The 18,647-nt window shown below is 50.6% G+C and carries 17 protein-coding genes; 13 read left to right on the top strand and 4 right to left on the bottom strand.

Annotated features, from left to right (window positions below; translation table 11 throughout):
• Window positions 1-69 precede the first annotated feature (69 nt).
• The 5 genes from I2H39_RS24265 to I2H39_RS24245 all read left to right on the top strand — a co-directional run bounded on the left by I2H39_RS24265 (window position 70) and on the right by I2H39_RS24245 (window position 6,649).
• Window positions 70-1,962, top strand: coding sequence for a SpaA isopeptide-forming pilin-related protein (locus tag I2H39_RS24265; RefSeq protein WP_195627713.1), 1,893 nt, complete (start codon window positions 70-72; stop codon window positions 1,960-1,962).
• Window positions 1,963-2,135: 173 nt separating this feature from the next.
• Window positions 2,136-3,017, top strand: a complete 882-nt coding sequence (locus tag I2H39_RS24260) for a class C sortase (protein ID WP_195627712.1) — start codon at window positions 2,136-2,138, stop codon at window positions 3,015-3,017.
• The gene (locus I2H39_RS24255; RefSeq protein WP_195627711.1) at window positions 2,986-4,062 is read left to right on the top strand and encodes a Cna B-type domain-containing protein; all 1,077 of its coding nucleotides are present in this window, start codon (window positions 2,986-2,988) and stop codon (window positions 4,060-4,062) included. The genes I2H39_RS24260 and I2H39_RS24255 overlap by 32 nt, the downstream gene beginning before the upstream one ends.
• On the top strand, window positions 4,052-4,687 hold the full coding sequence (locus I2H39_RS24250; protein WP_195627710.1) for a sortase: 636 nt from the start codon (window positions 4,052-4,054) through the stop codon (window positions 4,685-4,687). Before I2H39_RS24255 ends, I2H39_RS24250 begins: the two co-directional genes overlap by 11 nt.
• A gap of 135 nt (window positions 4,688-4,822) precedes the next feature.
• The gene (locus tag I2H39_RS24245) at window positions 4,823-6,649 is read left to right on the top strand and encodes a hypothetical protein (RefSeq protein ID WP_195627709.1); all 1,827 of its coding nucleotides are present in this window, start codon (window positions 4,823-4,825) and stop codon (window positions 6,647-6,649) included.
• Between the two features lie 74 nt (window positions 6,650-6,723).
• Here the strand turns inward: I2H39_RS24245 and I2H39_RS24240 are convergent, their stop codons facing one another.
• A complete protein-coding gene (locus I2H39_RS24240) occupies window positions 6,724-7,395 on the bottom strand; it encodes a hemolysin III family protein (RefSeq protein WP_138306344.1) in 672 nt (223 codons plus the stop codon).
• Between the two features lie 256 nt (window positions 7,396-7,651).
• Between I2H39_RS24240 and I2H39_RS24235 the strand changes: the two genes are divergently transcribed.
• Window positions 7,652-8,476, top strand: coding sequence for an RluA family pseudouridine synthase (locus I2H39_RS24235; RefSeq protein WP_138306345.1), 825 nt, complete (start codon window positions 7,652-7,654; stop codon window positions 8,474-8,476).
• Between the two features lie 147 nt (window positions 8,477-8,623).
• A complete protein-coding gene (locus tag I2H39_RS24230; RefSeq protein WP_195627708.1) occupies window positions 8,624-8,995 on the top strand; it encodes a DUF6465 family protein in 372 nt (123 codons plus the stop codon).
• A gap of 27 nt (window positions 8,996-9,022) precedes the next feature.
• Here the strand turns inward: I2H39_RS24230 and I2H39_RS24225 are convergent, their stop codons facing one another.
• Genes I2H39_RS24225 through I2H39_RS24215 form a run of 3 tightly spaced genes read right to left on the bottom strand, consistent with a single transcriptional unit; the run spans window position 9,023 to window position 12,158 of the window.
• Window positions 9,023-10,354, bottom strand: a complete 1,332-nt coding sequence (locus tag I2H39_RS24225; RefSeq protein WP_195627707.1) for a sensor histidine kinase — start codon at window positions 10,352-10,354, stop codon at window positions 9,023-9,025.
• Window positions 10,351-11,094, bottom strand: a complete 744-nt coding sequence (locus I2H39_RS24220) for a LytTR family DNA-binding domain-containing protein (protein WP_195627706.1) — start codon at window positions 11,092-11,094, stop codon at window positions 10,351-10,353. The genes I2H39_RS24225 and I2H39_RS24220 overlap by 4 nt, the downstream gene beginning before the upstream one ends.
• An 11-nt stretch (window positions 11,095-11,105) precedes the next feature.
• Complete coding sequence (locus I2H39_RS24215; protein ID WP_195627705.1) at window positions 11,106-12,158, bottom strand: LCP family protein; 1,053 nt, start codon at window positions 12,156-12,158, stop codon at window positions 11,106-11,108.
• A gap of 287 nt (window positions 12,159-12,445) precedes the next feature.
• On the opposite strand from I2H39_RS24215, the gene I2H39_RS24210 reads away from it, so the two are divergent.
• The 6 genes from I2H39_RS24210 (at window position 12,446) to I2H39_RS24185 (ending at window position 18,632) form a co-directional block, all read left to right on the top strand.
• Window positions 12,446-13,429: a D-2-hydroxyacid dehydrogenase gene (locus I2H39_RS24210; protein WP_138306350.1), complete on the top strand. Its 984-nt coding sequence runs from the start codon at window positions 12,446-12,448 to the stop codon at window positions 13,427-13,429.
• Window positions 13,430-13,618: 189 nt separating this feature from the next.
• Window positions 13,619-14,701: a zinc-binding dehydrogenase gene (locus tag I2H39_RS24205; protein WP_330641106.1), complete on the top strand. Its 1,083-nt coding sequence runs from the start codon at window positions 13,619-13,621 to the stop codon at window positions 14,699-14,701.
• A 20-nt stretch (window positions 14,702-14,721) separates the two neighbouring features.
• On the top strand, window positions 14,722-15,765 hold the full coding sequence (locus I2H39_RS24200; protein WP_138306351.1) for an NAD(P)-dependent alcohol dehydrogenase: 1,044 nt from the start codon (window positions 14,722-14,724) through the stop codon (window positions 15,763-15,765).
• A 35-nt stretch (window positions 15,766-15,800) separates the two neighbouring features.
• Window positions 15,801-16,655 carry a class II fructose-bisphosphate aldolase gene (locus tag I2H39_RS24195; RefSeq protein WP_138306352.1) on the top strand — a complete coding sequence of 285 codons (855 nt, stop codon included), beginning with the start codon at window positions 15,801-15,803 and terminating at the stop codon, window positions 16,653-16,655.
• A complete protein-coding gene (locus I2H39_RS24190; RefSeq protein WP_330641105.1) occupies window positions 16,645-17,649 on the top strand; it encodes a sugar kinase in 1,005 nt (334 codons plus the stop codon). The genes I2H39_RS24195 and I2H39_RS24190 overlap by 11 nt, the downstream gene beginning before the upstream one ends.
• 2 nt (window positions 17,650-17,651) lie before the next feature.
• Window positions 17,652-18,632 (top strand): aldo/keto reductase, encoded by a 981-nt coding sequence (locus I2H39_RS24185; protein WP_138306353.1) that lies wholly within the window; start codon window positions 17,652-17,654, stop codon window positions 18,630-18,632.
• Window positions 18,633-18,647: the final 15 nt, after the last annotated feature.

Here is an 18,647-nt window from a genome sequence, read left to right as displayed (position 1 = left end):
AGCGTTTTTATAGATAGATATCTCAAAGTACCGAGAGGGAAAATAAAAAAGAGAAGAGAGGATAATTAAATGAAAAAGCTGTTAAAAAAAATGTCGGCATTCCTGCTGACAGCAGCCATGGTAACAGGCATGTGCATGACATCCTTTGCTGCCAGTGAAGCAAAGGGAGAGTGGGGGAAGGTGACGTCTGAATCCACTGCGAACCTGATAGTAGGCGTATCATCTGCAGATGATACCTCAGCAAACGGAGGCGATAATCTTCTGGCGTATAAGGTTGTGGATATCAGATACGATGAAAGCAGCAACAACCTTACCTATCATTTCACCCAACTGTTTCAGGCATTTCAGGCTCAGGAAGGAAATTCCTGGAACAGCCTGAATCCAAAGGGATATGGCAATATAGAAGATGGAGAACTGAAGGAACTGCTGGGTGCATTTACTTCCTATATCAGGAACCAGGAACCAAAACCGGAAGCAGATTATAAGGCAACAGCTGATACGGATGGAATCGCGGATTTTGGCCGGGTAGCCATGGGCCAGTACATTATTGTAGGCGACGGAACTTCTACCGGAGCCAAGATTTACCAGACCGTGACAGCTGAGATTGAGCCTGAGATAAATGGAAATGAGTATCAGCTCAACGGCGCATATACGGTAGCAATGAAAACCAGCAAGCCCTCCATTGGCAAAACCATTAAAGAGGGTACGGTTACAGATGAAAAAATCGAAACCACAGCGCAGCCGTCAGGCGATAAGCATGACAAGCATCAGCAGACCTCTGAAATTGGTAAGGAAATCACCTATGAACTGAATATATCCGTACCAACTTATCCGGAAGGCTCCACCAACAAGACATTCTATGCAGGAGATATTCTGTCAAAGGGTCTGGACCTGAGGGAAGACAGTATCATTGTAACCGGTTATCACGCAGGGTCTGAGGAAGGAACCATGCTGGCAAAGGATGAGGTATATACCGCTGCCATCACAGTCAACAACGAAGAAGGTACTGAAAACAGACTTAATACAAGCCTTTACGTGGATTTTGATTTTGATAAGATTGCCGGATATGACCATGTTGTAATCCAGTACAAAGCTGTTTTAAATCAGGATGCAGAGCTTGGCACCACTGCAGGCAACCCTAACAATGCGGACCTGATTTACAGCAACACCCCGTTTGAAGGCAGCACATGGAAACCGGAGGATGGAGAACGTCCGGGCCCGGGCGAGGGATTTGGCCAGGATGAGGATATGGAAATCGTCTATACATATGCACTGGTAATTGACAAGTTTGAGGAAAAGCATGAAGGTGAAAAGCTTTCCGATGCAGTGTTTGAGCTGTACAGAACGTATTCCGAAGAGGCAGGACAGGGTGTGTATTCAGAGCCTGTTGTAGATGAGAAGGGAGCTATCATTACCCTTACTACAGATGAAAATGGTGCAGCCGCTTACAAGGGACTTCAGCAGGGGACATACTACTTAAAGGAAATCAAAGCCCCAACCGGATACAACCTGATGGACGAGCCGGTCATTATTACAATCGATGCATCCACTATCCCATACTATATTGAGACAGAGAAGGAAGTAACCCATTATACCTATACAATCAATGCCGGCGAAGCGCTGTCCGGCCATGAGGGACAGGCTGAGATAAACGGAAACCTGGTATGGATGAATGAAGCCGGCGTGGTTATGACAACCGCTCCAGGCGAGGGAGCACCGGATGGATTCTCAGCAGCCTATGTGAAGGCAGAGACAAAGACAGTTACCAATGTAATTGAGATTAACAGGGATGCAGAAGGCGCTAACGGCTTTTACAAGGCAGGAGTTTCCAATAACCAGGGCGCACAGCTTCCAAGCACCGGCGGCATGGGCACCACAATCTTTACCGTAGTGGGCTTGTGTCTCATGGTTGGCGCGGCAATCGTGCTGATTACAAGACGCCGTATGACAGGCAGGGACTAAGAAAGATGCAGTAAGGAAGGGGGAGGGTGGAAACCCCACTCTCCCCATAACCTTATTATAAGACCGATACAACAGCAGGGAGAAAAGAATGAGAAGAACATGCCCGGGTTTTCGTTGTTCTCTCCGTACTGTTGTACGTTTTTACAGGAAATGAGGCAAAGAGAAAGGGAGTTATGAAAAAACACAGGCTATCGAATATCATACTTGGTATCGTATTCCTAACCGGCCTTGGAGTGCTCATGTATCCCACCATTAGCGATTATGTCAATCAGTTCAGTGCTTCCCATGCCATCTCACAATACGTGGAGGTATTAGGGGATATGTCCCAGGAAGATTATGACCGTATATTGGCGGATGCCCATGAGTATAACAGGCAGATGGATTACGGGGCCTTTTTAAATGGCCCTCCCGGTGACGAACGATATAATTCCCTTTTAAATGTAACGGGAAACGGCATGATGGGATACATTGAGATACGGAAACTGAAGGTGAACCTGCCTGTCTATCATGGAACCTCGGAGGCAGTGCTTCAGCACAGTGCAGGACACCTGGAGGGCTCTTCCCTTCCCGTGGGCGGGGAGGGCACGCACGCTGTCATCACAGGACACCGAGGCCTTCCCACTGCCAAGCTGTTTACAGACCTGGACCGCCTGGATGAGGGAGATACATTTACCCTTAATATTCTGAACGAATCCATGACCTATCAGGTGGACAGGATATCCATTGTAAAACCCGAGGATGTGTCGGAGCTGGCAGCGGTTCCCGGGGAGGATTATGTAACCCTGGTGACATGTACGCCGTATGCGGTCAACACCCACCGGCTCCTGGTAAGGGGAGTGAGGATTGACGCGCCTGCGGTCATGCACATTCCCGCGGATGCAATTCAGATTGACCCCATTCTGGTGGCGCCGGCGGTGGCGGCCCCCATGCTGCTTATGCTGCTTATCTATTTGATTGTCAGCACAGGAAGGACCTCTTCAAAGGAAGGAGAAGGACAAAAGACCGGAAAGGCGGGGAGGGAAAATGATGTTAAACACAATAAAAGACAGGAATAGAGTAAAACGTCTGCTGTGGGTATTGTTTGCAGCTGTTATCCTGATGGCCGTACCAACCGATGCATGGGCCGCCAAAAGGGTGGACATCCATAAGGATACCCAGCTGACCATTGCCTATGGTTATGGAGGCCAGCCCCTGCCGGGCGCAGGGTTCCGGCTTTACCGGACGGCCGATATGACAGTGTCAGGCAGTTATGTCCTGACCGGCGGTTTTGAGGACTGCCCGGTGGACCTGAGGGGGCTGGATGCCGCTGGCTGGATGGCTGCTGCCAATACAATGGATATATATGCAGCAGCCCATAAACTGGAACCACAGCGCGCAGAGGCAACAGACAGCCAGGGAATGCTGTGCTATGACGGTCTTACTGCGGGCCTTTATCTGGTGAAGGCAGACGACCTTACCATTGACAGCACTACTTACAGGTCGGCTCCGTTTCTTGTGAGCCTGCCGTCCCTTGGAGAGGATGACATCTGGGATTACGCCCCCCAGGTCAGTCCAAAGACAACCACAGAGGAAACAGGCCCGGGGACAGAGCTTACAGTGGTAAAGGTGTGGAACGACGGAGCCAGCCATATTTACCGTCCTCAGGAAATCACCGTTATCCTGCTGAGGGACGGGGAAGAATACAGCAGGGCCACATTGTCCTCCGGCACCTATTGGCGCCACACCTGGAAGGGACTGGAAAACGGGCACGTCTGGAAGATAATTGAAGAAAGTGTGCCTAGTCCCTATACAGTGACATACACAGAGGAAGGCAGTGTCTATACCGTCACCAACTCCACGGAGAAAACAGGAGGCGGAGGCGGAGGAGGAGGCGGCGGAGGCCGCAGATACAATACCCCTCCGGCCGAAGTGAACATTCCTGAGGAAGACGTACCCCGGTCCAATATAGAGATTCCGGAGGAGGATGTGCCAAAGTCAGGACTTCCGCAGACAGGACTTCTCTGGTGGCCGGTTCCGTTTCTGTCCATGGCAGGATTGCTGCTGCTGGGAATGGGATATAAAGAATATTATTCCGGAAAGAGAAAAGACAATGAAGAGTAGAGGAGTCCTGCTGATGCTGGCAGGGGGAGTCTGTCTGCTGGCCGCCGCAGTACTTTCCGCAGCCAACAGGCTGGAGGAACATCATGGGGAGATAGCTGCCCGCAGAGCGGAACAGATATTGGAAAGAGATGTGATTCCGGCTCCATCCGGCGAAGGCGGGGATGGGTATGGGACAACAGCCTCACAGATGCAGACCGTGGAGATTGACGGGCGCGAATATATTGGCGTATTATCCATTCCCTCACTGGGACTGGACCTGCCTGTGCTGTACCAGTGGAGCTATGATTTGCTGAAGGAAGCGCCCTGCCGTTACAGCGGCTCCTTCCAGGATGATTCCATGATTGTGGCCGGACATAATTACAGGAAGCATTTCAGCGGAATTAAAAATATGCGTCAAGGGGATGCTGTCCGGTTTACCGATGTAAATGGAACCATTTACCGGTATACGGTGGAGGATTTGGAGAGGATACGCGGCACGGATGTGGAAGGCATGGAAGCAGGAGCGTGGGATTTGACCCTGTTCACCTGCACCTATGGGGGACAGGACCGTATGGCTGTGCGCTGTGTGCGGGACTATGGCCAGGAACATAAGCAGGAGCGTGGGCAGGACCATAAGCAGGATTAAGGATAAAATATATCGGAACAGTCACAAAATCAGCAGATAGTGCCGGGTGAGGGTTGCAGGCGTTTTTTAGTGGGTGTACTTAGAAAAGGCCATTCCGGGTATGGATGATTGGGAAAGGGATTAGAGGAATGACAGATGACTCACAGAAAGACAACAATAGAGATTGACCATATTCCTGGTTATGCAGCATTAATTCTGATTAAGGAAGAGGATATTTATCTGATAGAAGCAGGAAAGAGGTACAGGGATTTTTTTGCATTGGACTGCGGTGATGAAAACCAGAGCGTGCTCTGCGGTTTTTCGGCCACAGAGAAGACTACATTATGTACAAGTATTTACAGTAAGGCCAAACAGCGGAAAGAGTTTGTGTATTACAGAAAAGCGCTGCGGAGGAATCCGGGAACCAGCTGGATTCATGTGCGAGCATCTTATCTGGAGGAAATGGATGGCGCGCCTGTTTACATTGCTGTGGCAGAGGATGTTACGGATGTGCTTATGACGAAAATGCAGCTGGAGGAGACAGCCAGTTCCCTGGAACGGGTAAACCGGGAATTGGACCGGCAGATTTATCATCAGTGCCTGATTGATAAAAGAAGCATGTGTGAGGCAATCATCCAATCCTCTATGGATTTATCCCTGCTGTATCTGTCGCACACCATGGAAGGGACGATTCCGTTTTCGCGGGAGGAAATGTATGATTTTTTTATAGAAAACATCATGACGGATTATTTAGACGTGAAGATATTCAAATATGATGTGGGGGCCGGAAATGCCGCAATCAACGGTAAAGCCATGCGTGAGTTCGGACTGCCGGAAACCATAGACCATATGCCCTGGGACCTGATTGAGGCAGGAGTGATTGCGGCTGAGTCCAGAAAAAGCTATGAAGAGATGTTCCGCGACATCCGAAGCGGAAGTCCGGACGGAAAGGCAGTCATACATAAAAAAAGCAGCATACAGGGCTGGACACATTATCAGTTGGATTACGCCACTGTTTTTGATAAGGACGGTAAGCCGGAGCACGCTCTGATATTTTGCCAGGATATTGAACGGCAGTATATGAGCGGAATGATATACGCCATGATACAGGAGCTGATGGATTCCAAACCGGACGACCAATACACGATATTAAATTGTATCCTGTCAGAAGACCGGATAGAGGATATCAGGGGCGGATTATTTAATCTGGAGGGCCATGCCCAAAGCACGGGAGACATGGACCAGGTCATGGAGTTTATTAAGGAGAAATGGATATCTGCTGAAGACAGAATGTCCTGGGAGGAATTCAACGACCGAAGCAGACTTCTGTGTATGTATGATTCGGGCGTCCATAATATAAAACGGACCTACAGCATCAACCGGCATGAGTATGGAAGGGGGAAGCAGGCGGCACAGGAAAACGCCATTCTCTTTACAAGTCCATATTCAGGCTATGTCCATATGTGGTGCGTGCTGGAGGCCGTGAGCCCGGATGCAGGTTCAGAACAGCTATCGGCAGCCATGGAGCTGCCGGAACAACCGGATGCGCTCCATTCCCCCAAGGTATATATACGAACCTTCGGTTATTTTGATGTGTTCGTAGACGGAAAGATACTTGAATTTACTTCCAAGAAGGGAAAGGAGCTCCTGGCCCTGCTTGTGGACCGGAATGGCGGACTGTGTACGGCGGAGGAGGCTGTCTCTATTTTATGGGAGAACGAACCCATGGATAAGGCTATGGCGGGAAGATACCGCCAGACTGCGCTGCGGCTGAAGAAGACCCTGGAGGAAGCAGGAATCGGAGATATCATCATATCCAGGCGGACCGGGAAAACCGTGGATAAATCCAGGTTTGACTGTGACCTGTACCAGTTTCTGGGCGGAGACAGGAAATATAAAAGATTATTCCATCACCATTACATGACCAACTATAGCTGGGGAGAAAATACGCTGGCCATATTGGAGGCCATGAAGGGGGAATAGAGAGATAATAGGAAAAGAACGCTGCTTCCGGCATGGAAATCCATGACTTCATGCCGGAAGCAGTGTTTTCTGTATTAAGCAACAAAACGGTACATCATTATATAGTGGCAGAGACTTCCGCCCATGACAAAGAGATGGAAAATTTCGTGGGAACCAAAATACCGGTGGCGGGAGTTGAAAAATGGAAGCTTCATGGCGTAGATAATACCGCCTGCCGTATAGATGATGCCGCCGGCCAGCAGCCACATGAAACCGGCTTTGGGCAGGGAGCTTAATATTTTGGTGATAGCCAGTATGCATACCCATCCCATGGCAATGTAAATCAAGGAAGAGAACCACTTGGGGCATGTAATCCACAGCGCATTGATGAGGATGCCCACAATGGCAATGCCCCATACCAGGGTCAGCAAAGTCCAGCCGGTCCTGTCGCCCAGGACAATCATACACACAGGCGTATAGGTGCCTGCTATTAAAATGAAAATCATCATATGGTCTATCTTGCGGAGCAGTTTATTGATTTTCGGGGAAATATCCAGGGTGTGGTATATGGTGCTGGCCGCATAAAGGCCAATCATGCTTAGTATAAAGATGGTCAGTGCGCTGATATGCATATGGCCTGAATCACGCCCCGCCTTTAGCAGCAGCGGTATGGCTGCGATGATAGCCAGTATCATGGCGATGAAATGAGTCAATGCGCTGCCGGGGTCCTTAACCTTTGTTATCCCACGTTTTATGTTTGCCGTCATAGTATCCAGCCTCCTTTTATAAAAATACAATATAATTTAATTGAAACCCTGCTATGTAGTTTTCAATACTACATCTATTTGTATTATATACTATACACCTAAGATTAAAAATATGCAATACTTTTTAAAAACCACTTTGAAGATAAAGCTAAATTCTGAATATAATCAACCGTATGGGGTCAAAACTATGGTATAATCAAAAGCGTTCCTTTAGAATCGTCTGTACAGGGAACAGACAGATAAGCGGGGTTAATGTATGGTACCAATATTATATGAAGATAAAGATATTATAGTAGTGCGCAAACCAGCGGGATTGGAGTCACAGGTTTCCAGGGGATTTGCGCCGGATATGGTAAGCGAGATACGCCGTTATCTACATAATCCACAGGATATCCACAGCCGTCCACAGGGAACATCCACAGTCCAGCCTCCTTATGTGGGAGTTATCCACAGACTGGACAAGCCGGTGGAGGGAATCATGGTATATGGGCTGAACCAAAAATCCGCAGCATCCTTAAGCGCTGCACTGCAGGCCGGAAAGATGGAAAAAACCTACCTGGCAGTGGTTTGTGGAAAACCTGTGGATAAACAGGGGACGTATGTGGATTATCTGCGCCATTACAGGGAAAACAACACATCAAGGATTGTGGATAAGTCAGACGGAAACAGCAAAAAAGCAGTGCTTAATTACAGGGTTCTGGAAGTTATCAACAACCCTGGTAATCAGGAGCAGATGTTATCCCTAATAGATATAGAGCTGCTTACAGGAAGGCACCACCAGATAAGGGTACAATTTGCCGGACATGATACGCCGTTGTACGGGGATGAGCGTTATGGCGGCGGGTTATCCACAAAATCCACAACCGGTACTGTGGACAGAGGCAGGAAACGGCCGGGCTTTGGGGACAGACGTGGGGCTCTGGCCCTGTGCGCCCGCAGACTGGTATTTCCTCATCCCACTACCGGAGAAAGGATGGAATTTGCCATAGTTCCGTCGTCCGGAGCCTTTGCCTGGTTCCCGGACAGGGCGGAGAAACTGATTTCCGGGCAGGATTGTGGCAAATGCCATAAAGAAGTATGACAGTCTGTCAGTTTATGCTTGAAAAATCTCCATAAAGGCGGTTGTTTCGCTGTCCAATTTCCATATCCGCGACATTGACAAAAAAAGGGGACTGCCGTATAATCCCCATTGACACTGGAAACCGGATTGAAAAAGGGAGGAACTATCATGGCAAGACCAAAGAGGACTATGGCTGCAGCTGCTCAGACAGGCGCTGTACAGACCAGGGCAGCAGAGGTTAATAAGGCAGAGGTTAATAAGGCAGAGGAAGTTAAGGCAGCAGAGGAAACAGCAAAAAAGGCCGTGAAGGAAGCTGTGAAGGAAACTGCAAAGACAGAGATTGAGAAGAGCGTCGTAGTGGAGTTCGGAGGCAGACAGGTAGCGGCAAAGGATGTGCTGGCCCAGGCAGAGGAGGCATATGCGAAGGCTCATCCGGGAACGGAAATCAAGTCCATAGAGCTGTACATATCACCGGAGCAGAATGCAGCCTATTACGTTGTAAACGGTGAGGGTTCAGACGAATTCAGAATTGAACTGTAGCATAAAAAATGACCTTATATAATAGGGTCATTTTTTTGTTGCATTTCCTTTTATCCCACCCAGGAAGATGACAGCGGCCGTGAATACGCCGTCTTTATACTCATAGGTGAGCTGGCCGCCGTATTCCCGGGCAGTGGCCGCTGCCCTGTTAAGACCCAGGCCGTGAAGCTGGCCATCCTGTTTGCGGGAAACCAGGGCGCCGTTTCTGACACGGGGAGGCGCTGCTGCCGGGTTGGACAGGTCTATGAAGAGCATTTCCCTGGCCTTCCTCATTTTAAAGAGAATCCAGCCCTGGCCTTCCGTCACTTGGCGGGCTGCTTCGAAGGCATTGTCAAGGAGGTTGGCAAAGAGGCTGCATATATCCTGGTCCTTCATGGGGCGCAAATCAACGGCGTCAGCCTGTACGGTAAACCCTATATGGAACTGGCTGCAGCGGTTCCGGGTATGATTCAGCAGTACATCCAGGGTGGAGGCGCCGGTCCAGATGGAGGGAGACAGGCGTTCCAGGGGAATGCCCAGCTGGCTGATATACTGTTGCGCTTCCCGGTATTTTCCCTCCTTCAGCATGGTATCCATGACCAGAAGGTGGTTCTTCATATCATGGGAAAGGGACTGCTGCTCAGTCTGAAGCTGCTTGACCATCTCATATTCCTGGCGCACCATCTGGTCCTTCAGTTCCAGGATGCTTCTGAGTTCGTGCTCCTTCATGTAATTGGAATAGAAGAGCAGGAGAAAGATGAAGCACAGCACCATGATAAGGCACAGGCCCCAGCTGAACAGGGTGACCACGGAAATATCCTGGAGTGTAATCAGGGACAGGAAGGTAACGCCCAGAATGCCCGGAAGGGATATGGCAAACAGCATCCGGGGACTGTAGAGCAGCCCGCCCTTAAAGGCGCGTCTGACGAGCATGTATAACAAAAGCAGAAGCGCGGTATCAGCAGCCAGATAAATACAGCGCAGCAGGGACAGCTGGTTCAGGATGAATTGTGCAAACTGGCGGTTGCCCGCAATGACCCCCATAACAGACATACAGAAGTAATTGATGACATAGAGGCACAGGATATAAAAGCTTACAAGGGACACCGCATAAAACAGATTTACCTGAAACAGCACCACGGTGGTCATACAGATAAAAAATACAAACCAGAGAGTGGATATCATTGGGTCCATGCCCAGCCCGTCCATGGTCCGGACAGAACCCACCAGAATCAGGGAAAGGATGAAAAACGGTACTTTTCCTCTGACGCGGTCCGGCAGAAACAGTCCCACAAATCCGTAGCAAAGCCATGCTTCGATAAAGTCCGAGAGTACTTCAAACATCTGATATATGGATTGATACCATTGGTTCATCGTCATAGCATTTCCCTCCAATACCTGGTTATGGCCTCCCGCGTCTCCTTCAGCCGGTTCCGGCTGACCGGAAGGACCCTGCCGTTGTCCAGGTAAATCTGCTCGTCCTCCAGCTTATCCACATGGAACAGGTTCACGATATATCCCCGTTCCACCATGAGAAAGCTGCCGCTGCCGCCGGTTACTCCGGCTGGAATTGCATTCAGCTCCTCCAATACCTGGGCCAGGGGTTTGCGGACAGGAACCTCACCGCTCCTGGCAGCCATGACAGAGTTTTTCTGTTGCTTATACACATAGAAGATATCCTCCAGAGCTATTTTCTGGACCCGCCTGGGGGATTCAATGATATAAGCATCAGACGAATTCCGCTTCAGAATCTGGACGGCATCCTTAAGGGCCAGGGGCAGACAGGTTTCCATCTCCGTCTTTGGGATGTAACGGAAAACAGACAGCTCATACGCCTTAATTGCATATTGTGTGTGGGAGGTAATAAATATAATCAGGGCCATGGGAAGATGGCGGCGGAGGGATGCGGCCAGGCTCATCCCGTCCCCTTCCGGCATTTCAATGTCCAGCAGCAGAAGGTCAAAGTGCGCGCCTTCCTCCACATCGTAAAGCAGCTGGCTGCTGCTGGTGTAAAAAGATGTCTCCGGCGGCTGGGAAATGTCTCTGGCATGGTTTGTAATAATATGATTCATCTGCTCTACAAAGCAGCGTTCATCGTCACAGACAGCAATTCGTATCATACATGGACTCCTTAATTCCTGACAGCTCGTTTTATGATTTCCCTGCTGATATCCTGTACCTGGCCGGAGCAGGTATAGGAATCATCGCCGTACAGGAAACGGTGCAGTTCCTCCACATTGGATTCCAGGGTACTGGGAATGACTACGTTTCCGATTTTTCCCAGGCTTGCACCGGTCAGATCAAAGGGAAAACCAGCCGTATCGCTGATGCGGTAATTCTTTAAATTGTATGCAATATCCAGCATCTCATCCTCGCTGAGGCTTGTCATAACCTGGGGCAGTACGGTTCCCACTACCTGGACCAATGTGGCAATATCAGCCTGCCGGGCCTTTTCAAATACCTGTTCAACAACAATCCGCTGCCGCTCGGTCCGTTTAAAGTCAGTGTCCATCATCCTGAGCCGCATATAGGCAACCGACTGGACGCCGTCCAGATGCTGCATGCCGGGTCCGTCCAGATGGGTGGAAGGGATTCCGGTGGCGTCCACGGTTTCTGTGATGAAGGCATTGATATAATAGAATTCCTCCTTGGACAGTTCTATGTCCACGCCGCCCAGCAGGTTGATGGCATCAGCCGCACCTTTCCAGTTAAAGGATACGAAGTCCTCCACCTTCATGTCCAGGTTTGTGTTGATGGCAGATATATTTCCTGAGGGCCCCTGGAGGAAATAGGATTGGTTCAGCTTTCCGTAGCCGCTGTTTGCAGTGTCGTTCATAAGGAAGGTGTCTCGGTATAAGGATACAAGGCGTATTTCCCCTGTATCCCGGTTAATGGAGCACAGCATCTGTACGTCCGCATTACTTTCTTTGCCAAGCTTTCCGTTGCGGCTGTCCACGCCAAAGACGGCAATGGTCCAGTATCCGCCCAGTTTTTCCCGGGTCTGTATGTCCAGGTTCTCATTGGTCATGGCAGAGGCCAGCTCCGGTTCGTCCTCCGGCCGGATAATGGTAAGGGAGCCGGCCGTCTTTGTGATATAGAGAAGGCCGGAGCAGAGTGCAAAGAGCAGTGTGGACAGCAGCATGATGCCTGCTTTTTTCAATATGGATTTCCAGTTAAAGTTCATGGGTACAGCTCCTTTCGGTGAGAGTGATGCGGGTTCCCGGTTCGCCGCTGACCTCAGTACTGATGGTTCTATTATAGCATTGAATGGGGAGAAGTGTTGGTTTTGTCCGCCAATGGAAGGATTTGGGGCCTGAATGTGTAATCAGCCATTGGAGGGAAGAGTCCGAAATAACTGTATCTGATATCAAGATATTTGAAATAAACATAAAAATGTTGACAACAAATATGAAACAGCTTATTATAAATCATATACCATTAAAAATTCACGTTAAAGAAGGGGTGTTTGACATGAAAATTGTTGTTCTGGACGGGTACACGGAAAACCCAGGGGACCTTAGCTGGGAAGGGCTTAAGGATTTGGGGGAGCTTACGGTCTATGACAGGACTCCTGTGGGGGATGCGGGAGAAATCATAAAGAGGATTGGCGATGCCCAGGCTGTCTTTACCAACAAGACGCCTCTTACAAAGGAAGTGTTTGAGGCATGCGGCCATATCCGCTTTGTGGGGGTGCTGGCTACCGGATATAATGTGGTGGACTGTGATGCAGCGTCAGCCAGGGGGATTCCTGTATGCAATATCCCTTCCTACGGGACGGATGCAGTTGCCCAGTATACCATTGCACTGCTTTTGGAAATCTGCCATCATATCGGCCATCACAGCCAGGCTGTCCGTGAAGGCAGGTGGGAGAGCTGTCCGGACTGGTGTTTCTGGGATTATCCGCTGATTGAGCTGGCGGGAAAGACCATGGGCATCATAGGATTTGGGCGGATTGGGCAGGGAACGGCCCGCATTGCCCAGGCCCTTGGCATGAAGGTCCTGGCCTATGATGCTTACCGGAATGAGGCCCTGGAAAATGAAAACTGCCGTTACGCTGATTTGGATGAATTGTACCGTATGTCCGATGTGATAGCCCTTCACTGTCCTCTGTTTCCCGATACCGCGGGAATGATTAACAGGGATTCCATTGCAAAGATGAAGGACGGGGTAATCATCCTCAATGACTCCAGAGGCCCTCTGATTGTGGAAGAGGATTTGAAGGAGGCGCTGAATTCCGGCAAAGTGGGGGCTGCCGGCTTGGACGTGGTGTCCACTGAGCCTATCCGGGGAGATAACCCCCTGCTCCAGGCAAGGAACTGCTTTATTACGCCCCATATTGCCTGGGCTCCCAGGGAGAGCAGGCAGCGGCTGATGGACATAGCAGTGTCGAACCTGAAGTCATTTATGGACGGAAGTCCTGTAAATGTTGTGAACAAGCAGGTTACGGGAAAGTAAGATGTGAACAAACAAATGATTGGAAAAGATCTGCAGACGGTAAAATGCATCCGCCTGCAGGTCTTTTTTGTTGTATAAACAGATATTAAATCTTTGAAACAAAAGTAAATATGATTAAAACAAATAAAAAATGTTGATTTTAATAAAAAATGGTGATATTATAATTACATAAAATAGTCAGGAGGGCGAATGATGAAAGCATTGGCAAAGTTTGGCCGTCCCAGTGATTTCGGGACCTACAGGCTGATTGACATTCCGGAGCCGGAATGCGGCGACGATGATATCATCCTGGAAGTAAAGGCAGCTGCAATCTGCGGGGCGGATATGAAGCATTACAAAGTGGATAATGGTTCGGATGAATTCGGCTCTGTCCGCGGCCATGAGTTTGCCGGAGAGATTGTCCGGGTGGGTAAGAATGTGAAGGACTGGAGGCCGGGACAGCGGATTGTATCGGACAATACAGGGCATGTGTGCGGCAGATGCCCGGCCTGCGAACGGGGAGATTATCTTCTTTGTTCGGAAAAGGTTAACCTGGGCCTGGGATACGGGTACAGCGGAGGCTTCACAAAGTACTGCAGGATTCCGGGGGAGATACTTGCCATTCACAAGAGAGCTGTCTGGGAGATTCCCCAGGGGCTTACATATGAGGAAGCGGCTGTGATGGACCCAATCTGTAATGCGTATAAGGCCATTGCCCAGCGTTCCGGCCTCCTGCCGGGAGAGAACGTGGTCATATTCGGAACAGGGCCTCTAGGGCTGTTCTCCGTGCAGATTGCAAAATTAATGGGAGCCCTCCATATTGTGGTGGTCGGCCTGGAGGAGGACGTAAAGGTCCGGTTCGGTGTGGCCAGGCAGCTGGGAGCCACGGCAGTGGTGAACGGTTCCGCTGAGGACGTGGTGGAACGCTGCCGTGAGATATGCGGAGGCCGGGACAGCATCGGTCTGGTGGTGGACTGCGCCGGCGCTAATATATGCCTGAAGCAGGCCATTGAGATGGTGCGCTGCAACGGGGAAATCGTCCGGGTCGGCATGGGATTTAATCCCCTGGGATTTTCCATCAATGATATATCCATGAAGGCGGTATCCATCATCGGACACATGGCGTATGACGCCACCTCATGGAGGAACGCCCTTAACCTTCTGGAGGCCGGCCGGATTCAGGTAAAACCCATGATTACGCACAGGCTGGGCCTTTCCCAGTGGGAGGAAGGGTTTGAGGCCATGGCAAATAAAGAGGCAATCAAGGTCATCCTGACTTATGATTTTGACTGAAGCCGAAAGGACGGGGAGAAATGAAGAATACGGAAGCGATTTTAGTTACGCCCGGAGTCATGCGGATTGAAGAATGCCCTGTGCCGGTTCCGGCAGGGAACGAGGTTCTGATTAAGGTGGAATATGTGGGAATCTGCGGCTCGGATGTGCACGGATTTGAGTGCGGACCCTTCATACCGCCAAAGGACCCTTCGCAGAAAATCGGGCTGGGACATGAGTTTTCAGGCACCGTGGTGTCGGCAGGGGCTGATGTGACACGGTTCAAGGCGGGCGACCGCGTACTATGTGAACCGGGGATTCCCTGCGGCAAATGCGAATACTGTCTGGGGGGACACTATAACCTTTGTCCCCAGGTGGATTTTATGGCAACCCAGCCTAACTACAAAGGCGCCCTTACCAATTACCTGGTGCACCCGGAAAGCTTTACATACCACCTGCCGGACCATATGGACATGGTGGAAGGAGCGCTGGTGGAGCCTGCGGCGGTGGGGATGCATGCGGCGGAGCTGGCCGGGGTAAAGCCCGGAAAAAAGGTCCTTATACTGGGAGCCGGCTGCATTGGGCTCATGACGCTTCAGGCCTGTGTTCTCATGGGAGCGGACCGGATTGTGGTGGTTGACGTAATTGCCGGCCGGCTGGAGAAAGCACTGCAGCTGGGAGCGTGGCATGTGATTGACGGAAGGGAAGAGGATACGGTAGACCGCAGCCGGGAATTGTTGGGCGGGGACGGGGCTGACATTGTCTTTGAGACAGCCGGAAGCAGGGTGACTGCCATGCAGGCACTGGCATCTGTCAGAAGAGGCGGTGAGGTCATGATAGTGGGAACCATACCGGGGGAGACGCCTGTGGACTTCCTTAAAATCAACCGTGAGGTGAAGGTGCAGACCGTTTTCCGGTATGCCAATAATTTCCCCATGACCATCCAGGCCATATCATCAGGAAGATTCGACGTGCTGACCATGGTGACGGATGAATACGCTTATGAGGATGTGCAAAAGGCCTTTGAGGAATCCATAAGCCGCAAAGCGGAAATCATTAAGGGCGTCATTAGAATCAGCGGTTAAACCAGATTGTATTAGGAAAGGAATGAGGTATCAATATGTTAGTATCGACAAAGGACATGTTAGTAAAGGCACAGAAGGAGCACTATGCAGTTGCCAACTTCTGTATATGGAATGTGGAAATGCTCTCTGGCGTTATGAAGGCCTGCGAGAAGCTTCAGTCCCCGGTCATCCTGTCATTTGGAAGCGGATTCCTTGTGAACACGGACATAAACCATTTTGTGAACATGATGCGTTCCTATGCAACTCAGACCTCGCTGCCCTGCTCCATCCACTGGGACCACGGACGCAGCTTTGAGATTGTGAGCCATGCCATTGACATCGGTTATAATTCCCTGATGATAGACGGTTCAGCCTACAGCTTTGAGGAGAACATAAGGATGACAAAGGAAGTGGTGGATAAGTTCCATCCCATGTGCATTCCCGTGGAAGCAGAGCTGGGACATGTGGGCGCTGAGACAGACTATGAAGAGGCGCTGAACCACTATATGTATACGGACCCGTCCCAGGCAGCGGAGTTTGTGGAAAAGACAGGGATTGATTCCCTGGCAGTGGCCATCGGCAACCAGCATGGCGCCTATACGGCTCCGCCAAGGATTAATTTTGAAATCTTGGAAAAGGTCCGCGGGGACGTATCCATACCCCTGGTGCTTCACGGCGCATCCGGCATAGGGGATGAGGACATCCGTCATGCCATAAGCCTGGGAATCACCAAAATCAACATCCATACAGAGCTCTGCGAGGCTGCCGTGTCGGCAATCGAGGCACATGAAAAGGGAGAAGGATATCAGGCCCTTAACATACGTGTCCGGGACGCGGTCCAGAAGCGGGCGGAAGAAAAGATTCTGCTGTTTGGCAGCAACGGAAAGGCGGAGGGATGGTTTGAAAAATAGTGAATGGGGTGAAAGGCAGGGGGATGCGCTGGAGCGCGGGGAATGCTGTGAGGTGGTAATCGTGGGCGCTGCCCATACGGATTTGCAGCTTTATCCGGTGGGAAAGGATGTGCTGGACACTGCATCCTACTCTGTAAAGCAGATGGTGCTTACAGTGGGCGGCGATGCCTTAAATGAGGCCACGGTCATAACACGTCTGGGCCACAGGGTCAGGCTGGTGAGCTGCGTGGGAGACGATGTCATCGGTTCCCTGGTGCTGGAGCATTGCAGAAAGAACAACATTGGCACCGAATACATCAAGGTGGACAGCAGCAAGGTCACTTCCATCAATGTGGGCCTTATACGGGAGGATGGGGAACGGACATTTATTAACAACAAAAGCGGAAGCATCTGGACCTTCTGTCCGGAGGATGTGGAGAAAGAGTCCGTATCCCATGGAAGAATCCTGTCCTTTGCCAGCATTTTCAACAATCCCCTTCTGGATGAGGACCTGATGATTCCTCTTTTTGAGAGGGCCAGGGAAAAGGGCATGTTAATCTGCGCCGATATTGTGGGCTGCAAAAGAGGAGAACGTCTGGAAGACATACAGAAGGCCCTTTCCTACGTGGACTACTTTTTCCCCAACTATGCAGAGGCGGCGGAGATTACCGGCAGGCAGGAGCTGGAAGAGATAGCGGAAACCCTGCTTAACTGCGGGGTCAGGAACGTAATCATCAAGATTGGAAAAAGGGGATGCTACATCAGGAACAGGGAGGAATCCTTCACTGTTCCCGCATTTTCCGGTACGCAGTGCGTGGACACCACAGGCGCTGGCGATAACTTTGCATCGGGCTTCATATGCGGCCTGCTGGAGGGGAAGGGACTTAAGGAGTGCGCACAGTTTGCCAACTGCACTGCTTCGGTATCCGTGGAGTGCGTTGGCGCCACCACGGGAGTGCAGGACAGGAAACAGGTGGAAGCCCGTTATCAGGAATATTTGAAAATGGAGAGATGAGTATGAAGACAATAAAGATAGGTACACTGGATAAGCCGGTATCAAGAATCGGACTGGGCACATGGGCAATTGGCGGCGGTCCTGCCTGGGGCGGTGATAAGTCAAAGGATGAATCCATTGCCACTATCCGGAAATGCCCTGAGCTGGGAGTGAATCTCATTGATACGGCGCCGGGCTATAACTTCGGACAGAGCGAGCGGATCGTGGGGGAGGCCCTGAAGGGCATGGACCGGGAGAAGGCAGTGGTCATGACAAAATTCGGAATTGTCTGGACCAGGGAAGGCGCCCTGTTTAATAAGGTGGGGGATGTCCAGCTCTATAAAAACCTTTCAAGGGAATCCATTCTGGAGGAAATTGATTTGAGCCTGGAGCGTCTGGGAACCAGCTATATTGATATCTATATGTCGCACTGGCAGGCGGTGGAGCCATATTACACCCCGATTTCCGAAACAATGGATTTGTTGGCTGAGCTAAAGGAAAAAGGAAAAATCAGGGCCGTGGGAGCTGCCAATGTGACGGTATCCCAGGTGGAGGAATACATAAAGCACGGAGGTCTTGATATTGTACAGGCGAAATACAGCGTGCTGGACCGGGCTGTGGAGGATGAGCTTCTTCCCCTGTGCAGGGAGAACGGCATTGTGCTGCAGGCCTATTCACCGCTGGAAATGGGGCTTTTAAGCGGAGCCCTGCCCCGGGATTATAAGCCTGTGGGCGCCCAGTGCAATAAAAAATGGTTCCAGCCTGAGAACATGCCCAGGGTTATGGACTTCCTGGACCAGCTGGAGCCAATGTGCAGGAAATATGACTGTGCGGTGGCTGATTTGGCCATGGCATGGGTTCTGGCCCAGGGAGATAAGGTGATTCTTCTGAGCGGCGCCACAACCGAAGAACAGATTAGAAAGAACACCAGGGCGGACGAGCTGGAGCTGGATTCCGGGGATGTGGCGGCCATCAGGGAGATGGCGGAGGCCCTTGATTCATAACTTTCCTTGCAATTC

This window comes from Clostridium sp. 1001283B150225_161107_B6 (assembly GCF_015556325.1).
In the GTDB taxonomy this organism is placed as follows: domain Bacteria; phylum Bacillota; class Clostridia; order Lachnospirales; family Lachnospiraceae; genus Enterocloster.
The sequence above is the reverse complement of the archived record's forward strand: the minus strand, read 5'-3'. Positions and strand labels throughout refer to the sequence as shown.

Excerpts from the sequence above, each read along its gene's own strand:
- I2H39_RS24210 (WP_138306350.1), top strand. The coding sequence starts at position 12,446 with ATGAAAATTGTTGTTCTGGACGGGTACACGGAAAACCCAGGGGACCTT.
- I2H39_RS24215 (WP_195627705.1), bottom strand. The coding sequence starts at position 12,158 with ATGAACTTTAACTGGAAATCCATATTGAAAAAAGCAGGCATCATGCTG.
- I2H39_RS24225 (WP_195627707.1), bottom strand. The coding sequence starts at position 10,354 with ATGACGATGAACCAATGGTATCAATCCATATATCAGATGTTTGAAGTA.
- I2H39_RS24265 (WP_195627713.1), top strand. The coding sequence starts at position 70 with ATGAAAAAGCTGTTAAAAAAAATGTCGGCATTCCTGCTGACAGCAGCC.
- I2H39_RS24235 (WP_138306345.1), top strand. The coding sequence starts at position 7,652 with ATGGTACCAATATTATATGAAGATAAAGATATTATAGTAGTGCGCAAA.
- I2H39_RS24245 (WP_195627709.1), top strand. The coding sequence starts at position 4,823 with ATGACTCACAGAAAGACAACAATAGAGATTGACCATATTCCTGGTTAT.
- I2H39_RS24260 (WP_195627712.1), top strand. The coding sequence starts at position 2,136 with ATGAAAAAACACAGGCTATCGAATATCATACTTGGTATCGTATTCCTA.
- I2H39_RS24200 (WP_138306351.1), top strand. The coding sequence starts at position 14,722 with ATGAAGAATACGGAAGCGATTTTAGTTACGCCCGGAGTCATGCGGATT.
- I2H39_RS24220 (WP_195627706.1), bottom strand. The coding sequence starts at position 11,094 with ATGATACGAATTGCTGTCTGTGACGATGAACGCTGCTTTGTAGAGCAG.
- I2H39_RS24205 (WP_330641106.1), top strand. The coding sequence starts at position 13,619 with ATGATGAAAGCATTGGCAAAGTTTGGCCGTCCCAGTGATTTCGGGACC.
- I2H39_RS24185 (WP_138306353.1), top strand. The coding sequence starts at position 17,652 with ATGAAGACAATAAAGATAGGTACACTGGATAAGCCGGTATCAAGAATC.
- I2H39_RS24195 (WP_138306352.1), top strand. The coding sequence starts at position 15,801 with ATGTTAGTATCGACAAAGGACATGTTAGTAAAGGCACAGAAGGAGCAC.
- I2H39_RS24230 (WP_195627708.1), top strand. The coding sequence starts at position 8,624 with ATGGCAAGACCAAAGAGGACTATGGCTGCAGCTGCTCAGACAGGCGCT.
- I2H39_RS24255 (WP_195627711.1), top strand. The coding sequence starts at position 2,986 with ATGATGTTAAACACAATAAAAGACAGGAATAGAGTAAAACGTCTGCTG.
- I2H39_RS24250 (WP_195627710.1), top strand. The coding sequence starts at position 4,052 with ATGAAGAGTAGAGGAGTCCTGCTGATGCTGGCAGGGGGAGTCTGTCTG.
- I2H39_RS24240 (WP_138306344.1), bottom strand. The coding sequence starts at position 7,395 with ATGACGGCAAACATAAAACGTGGGATAACAAAGGTTAAGGACCCCGGC.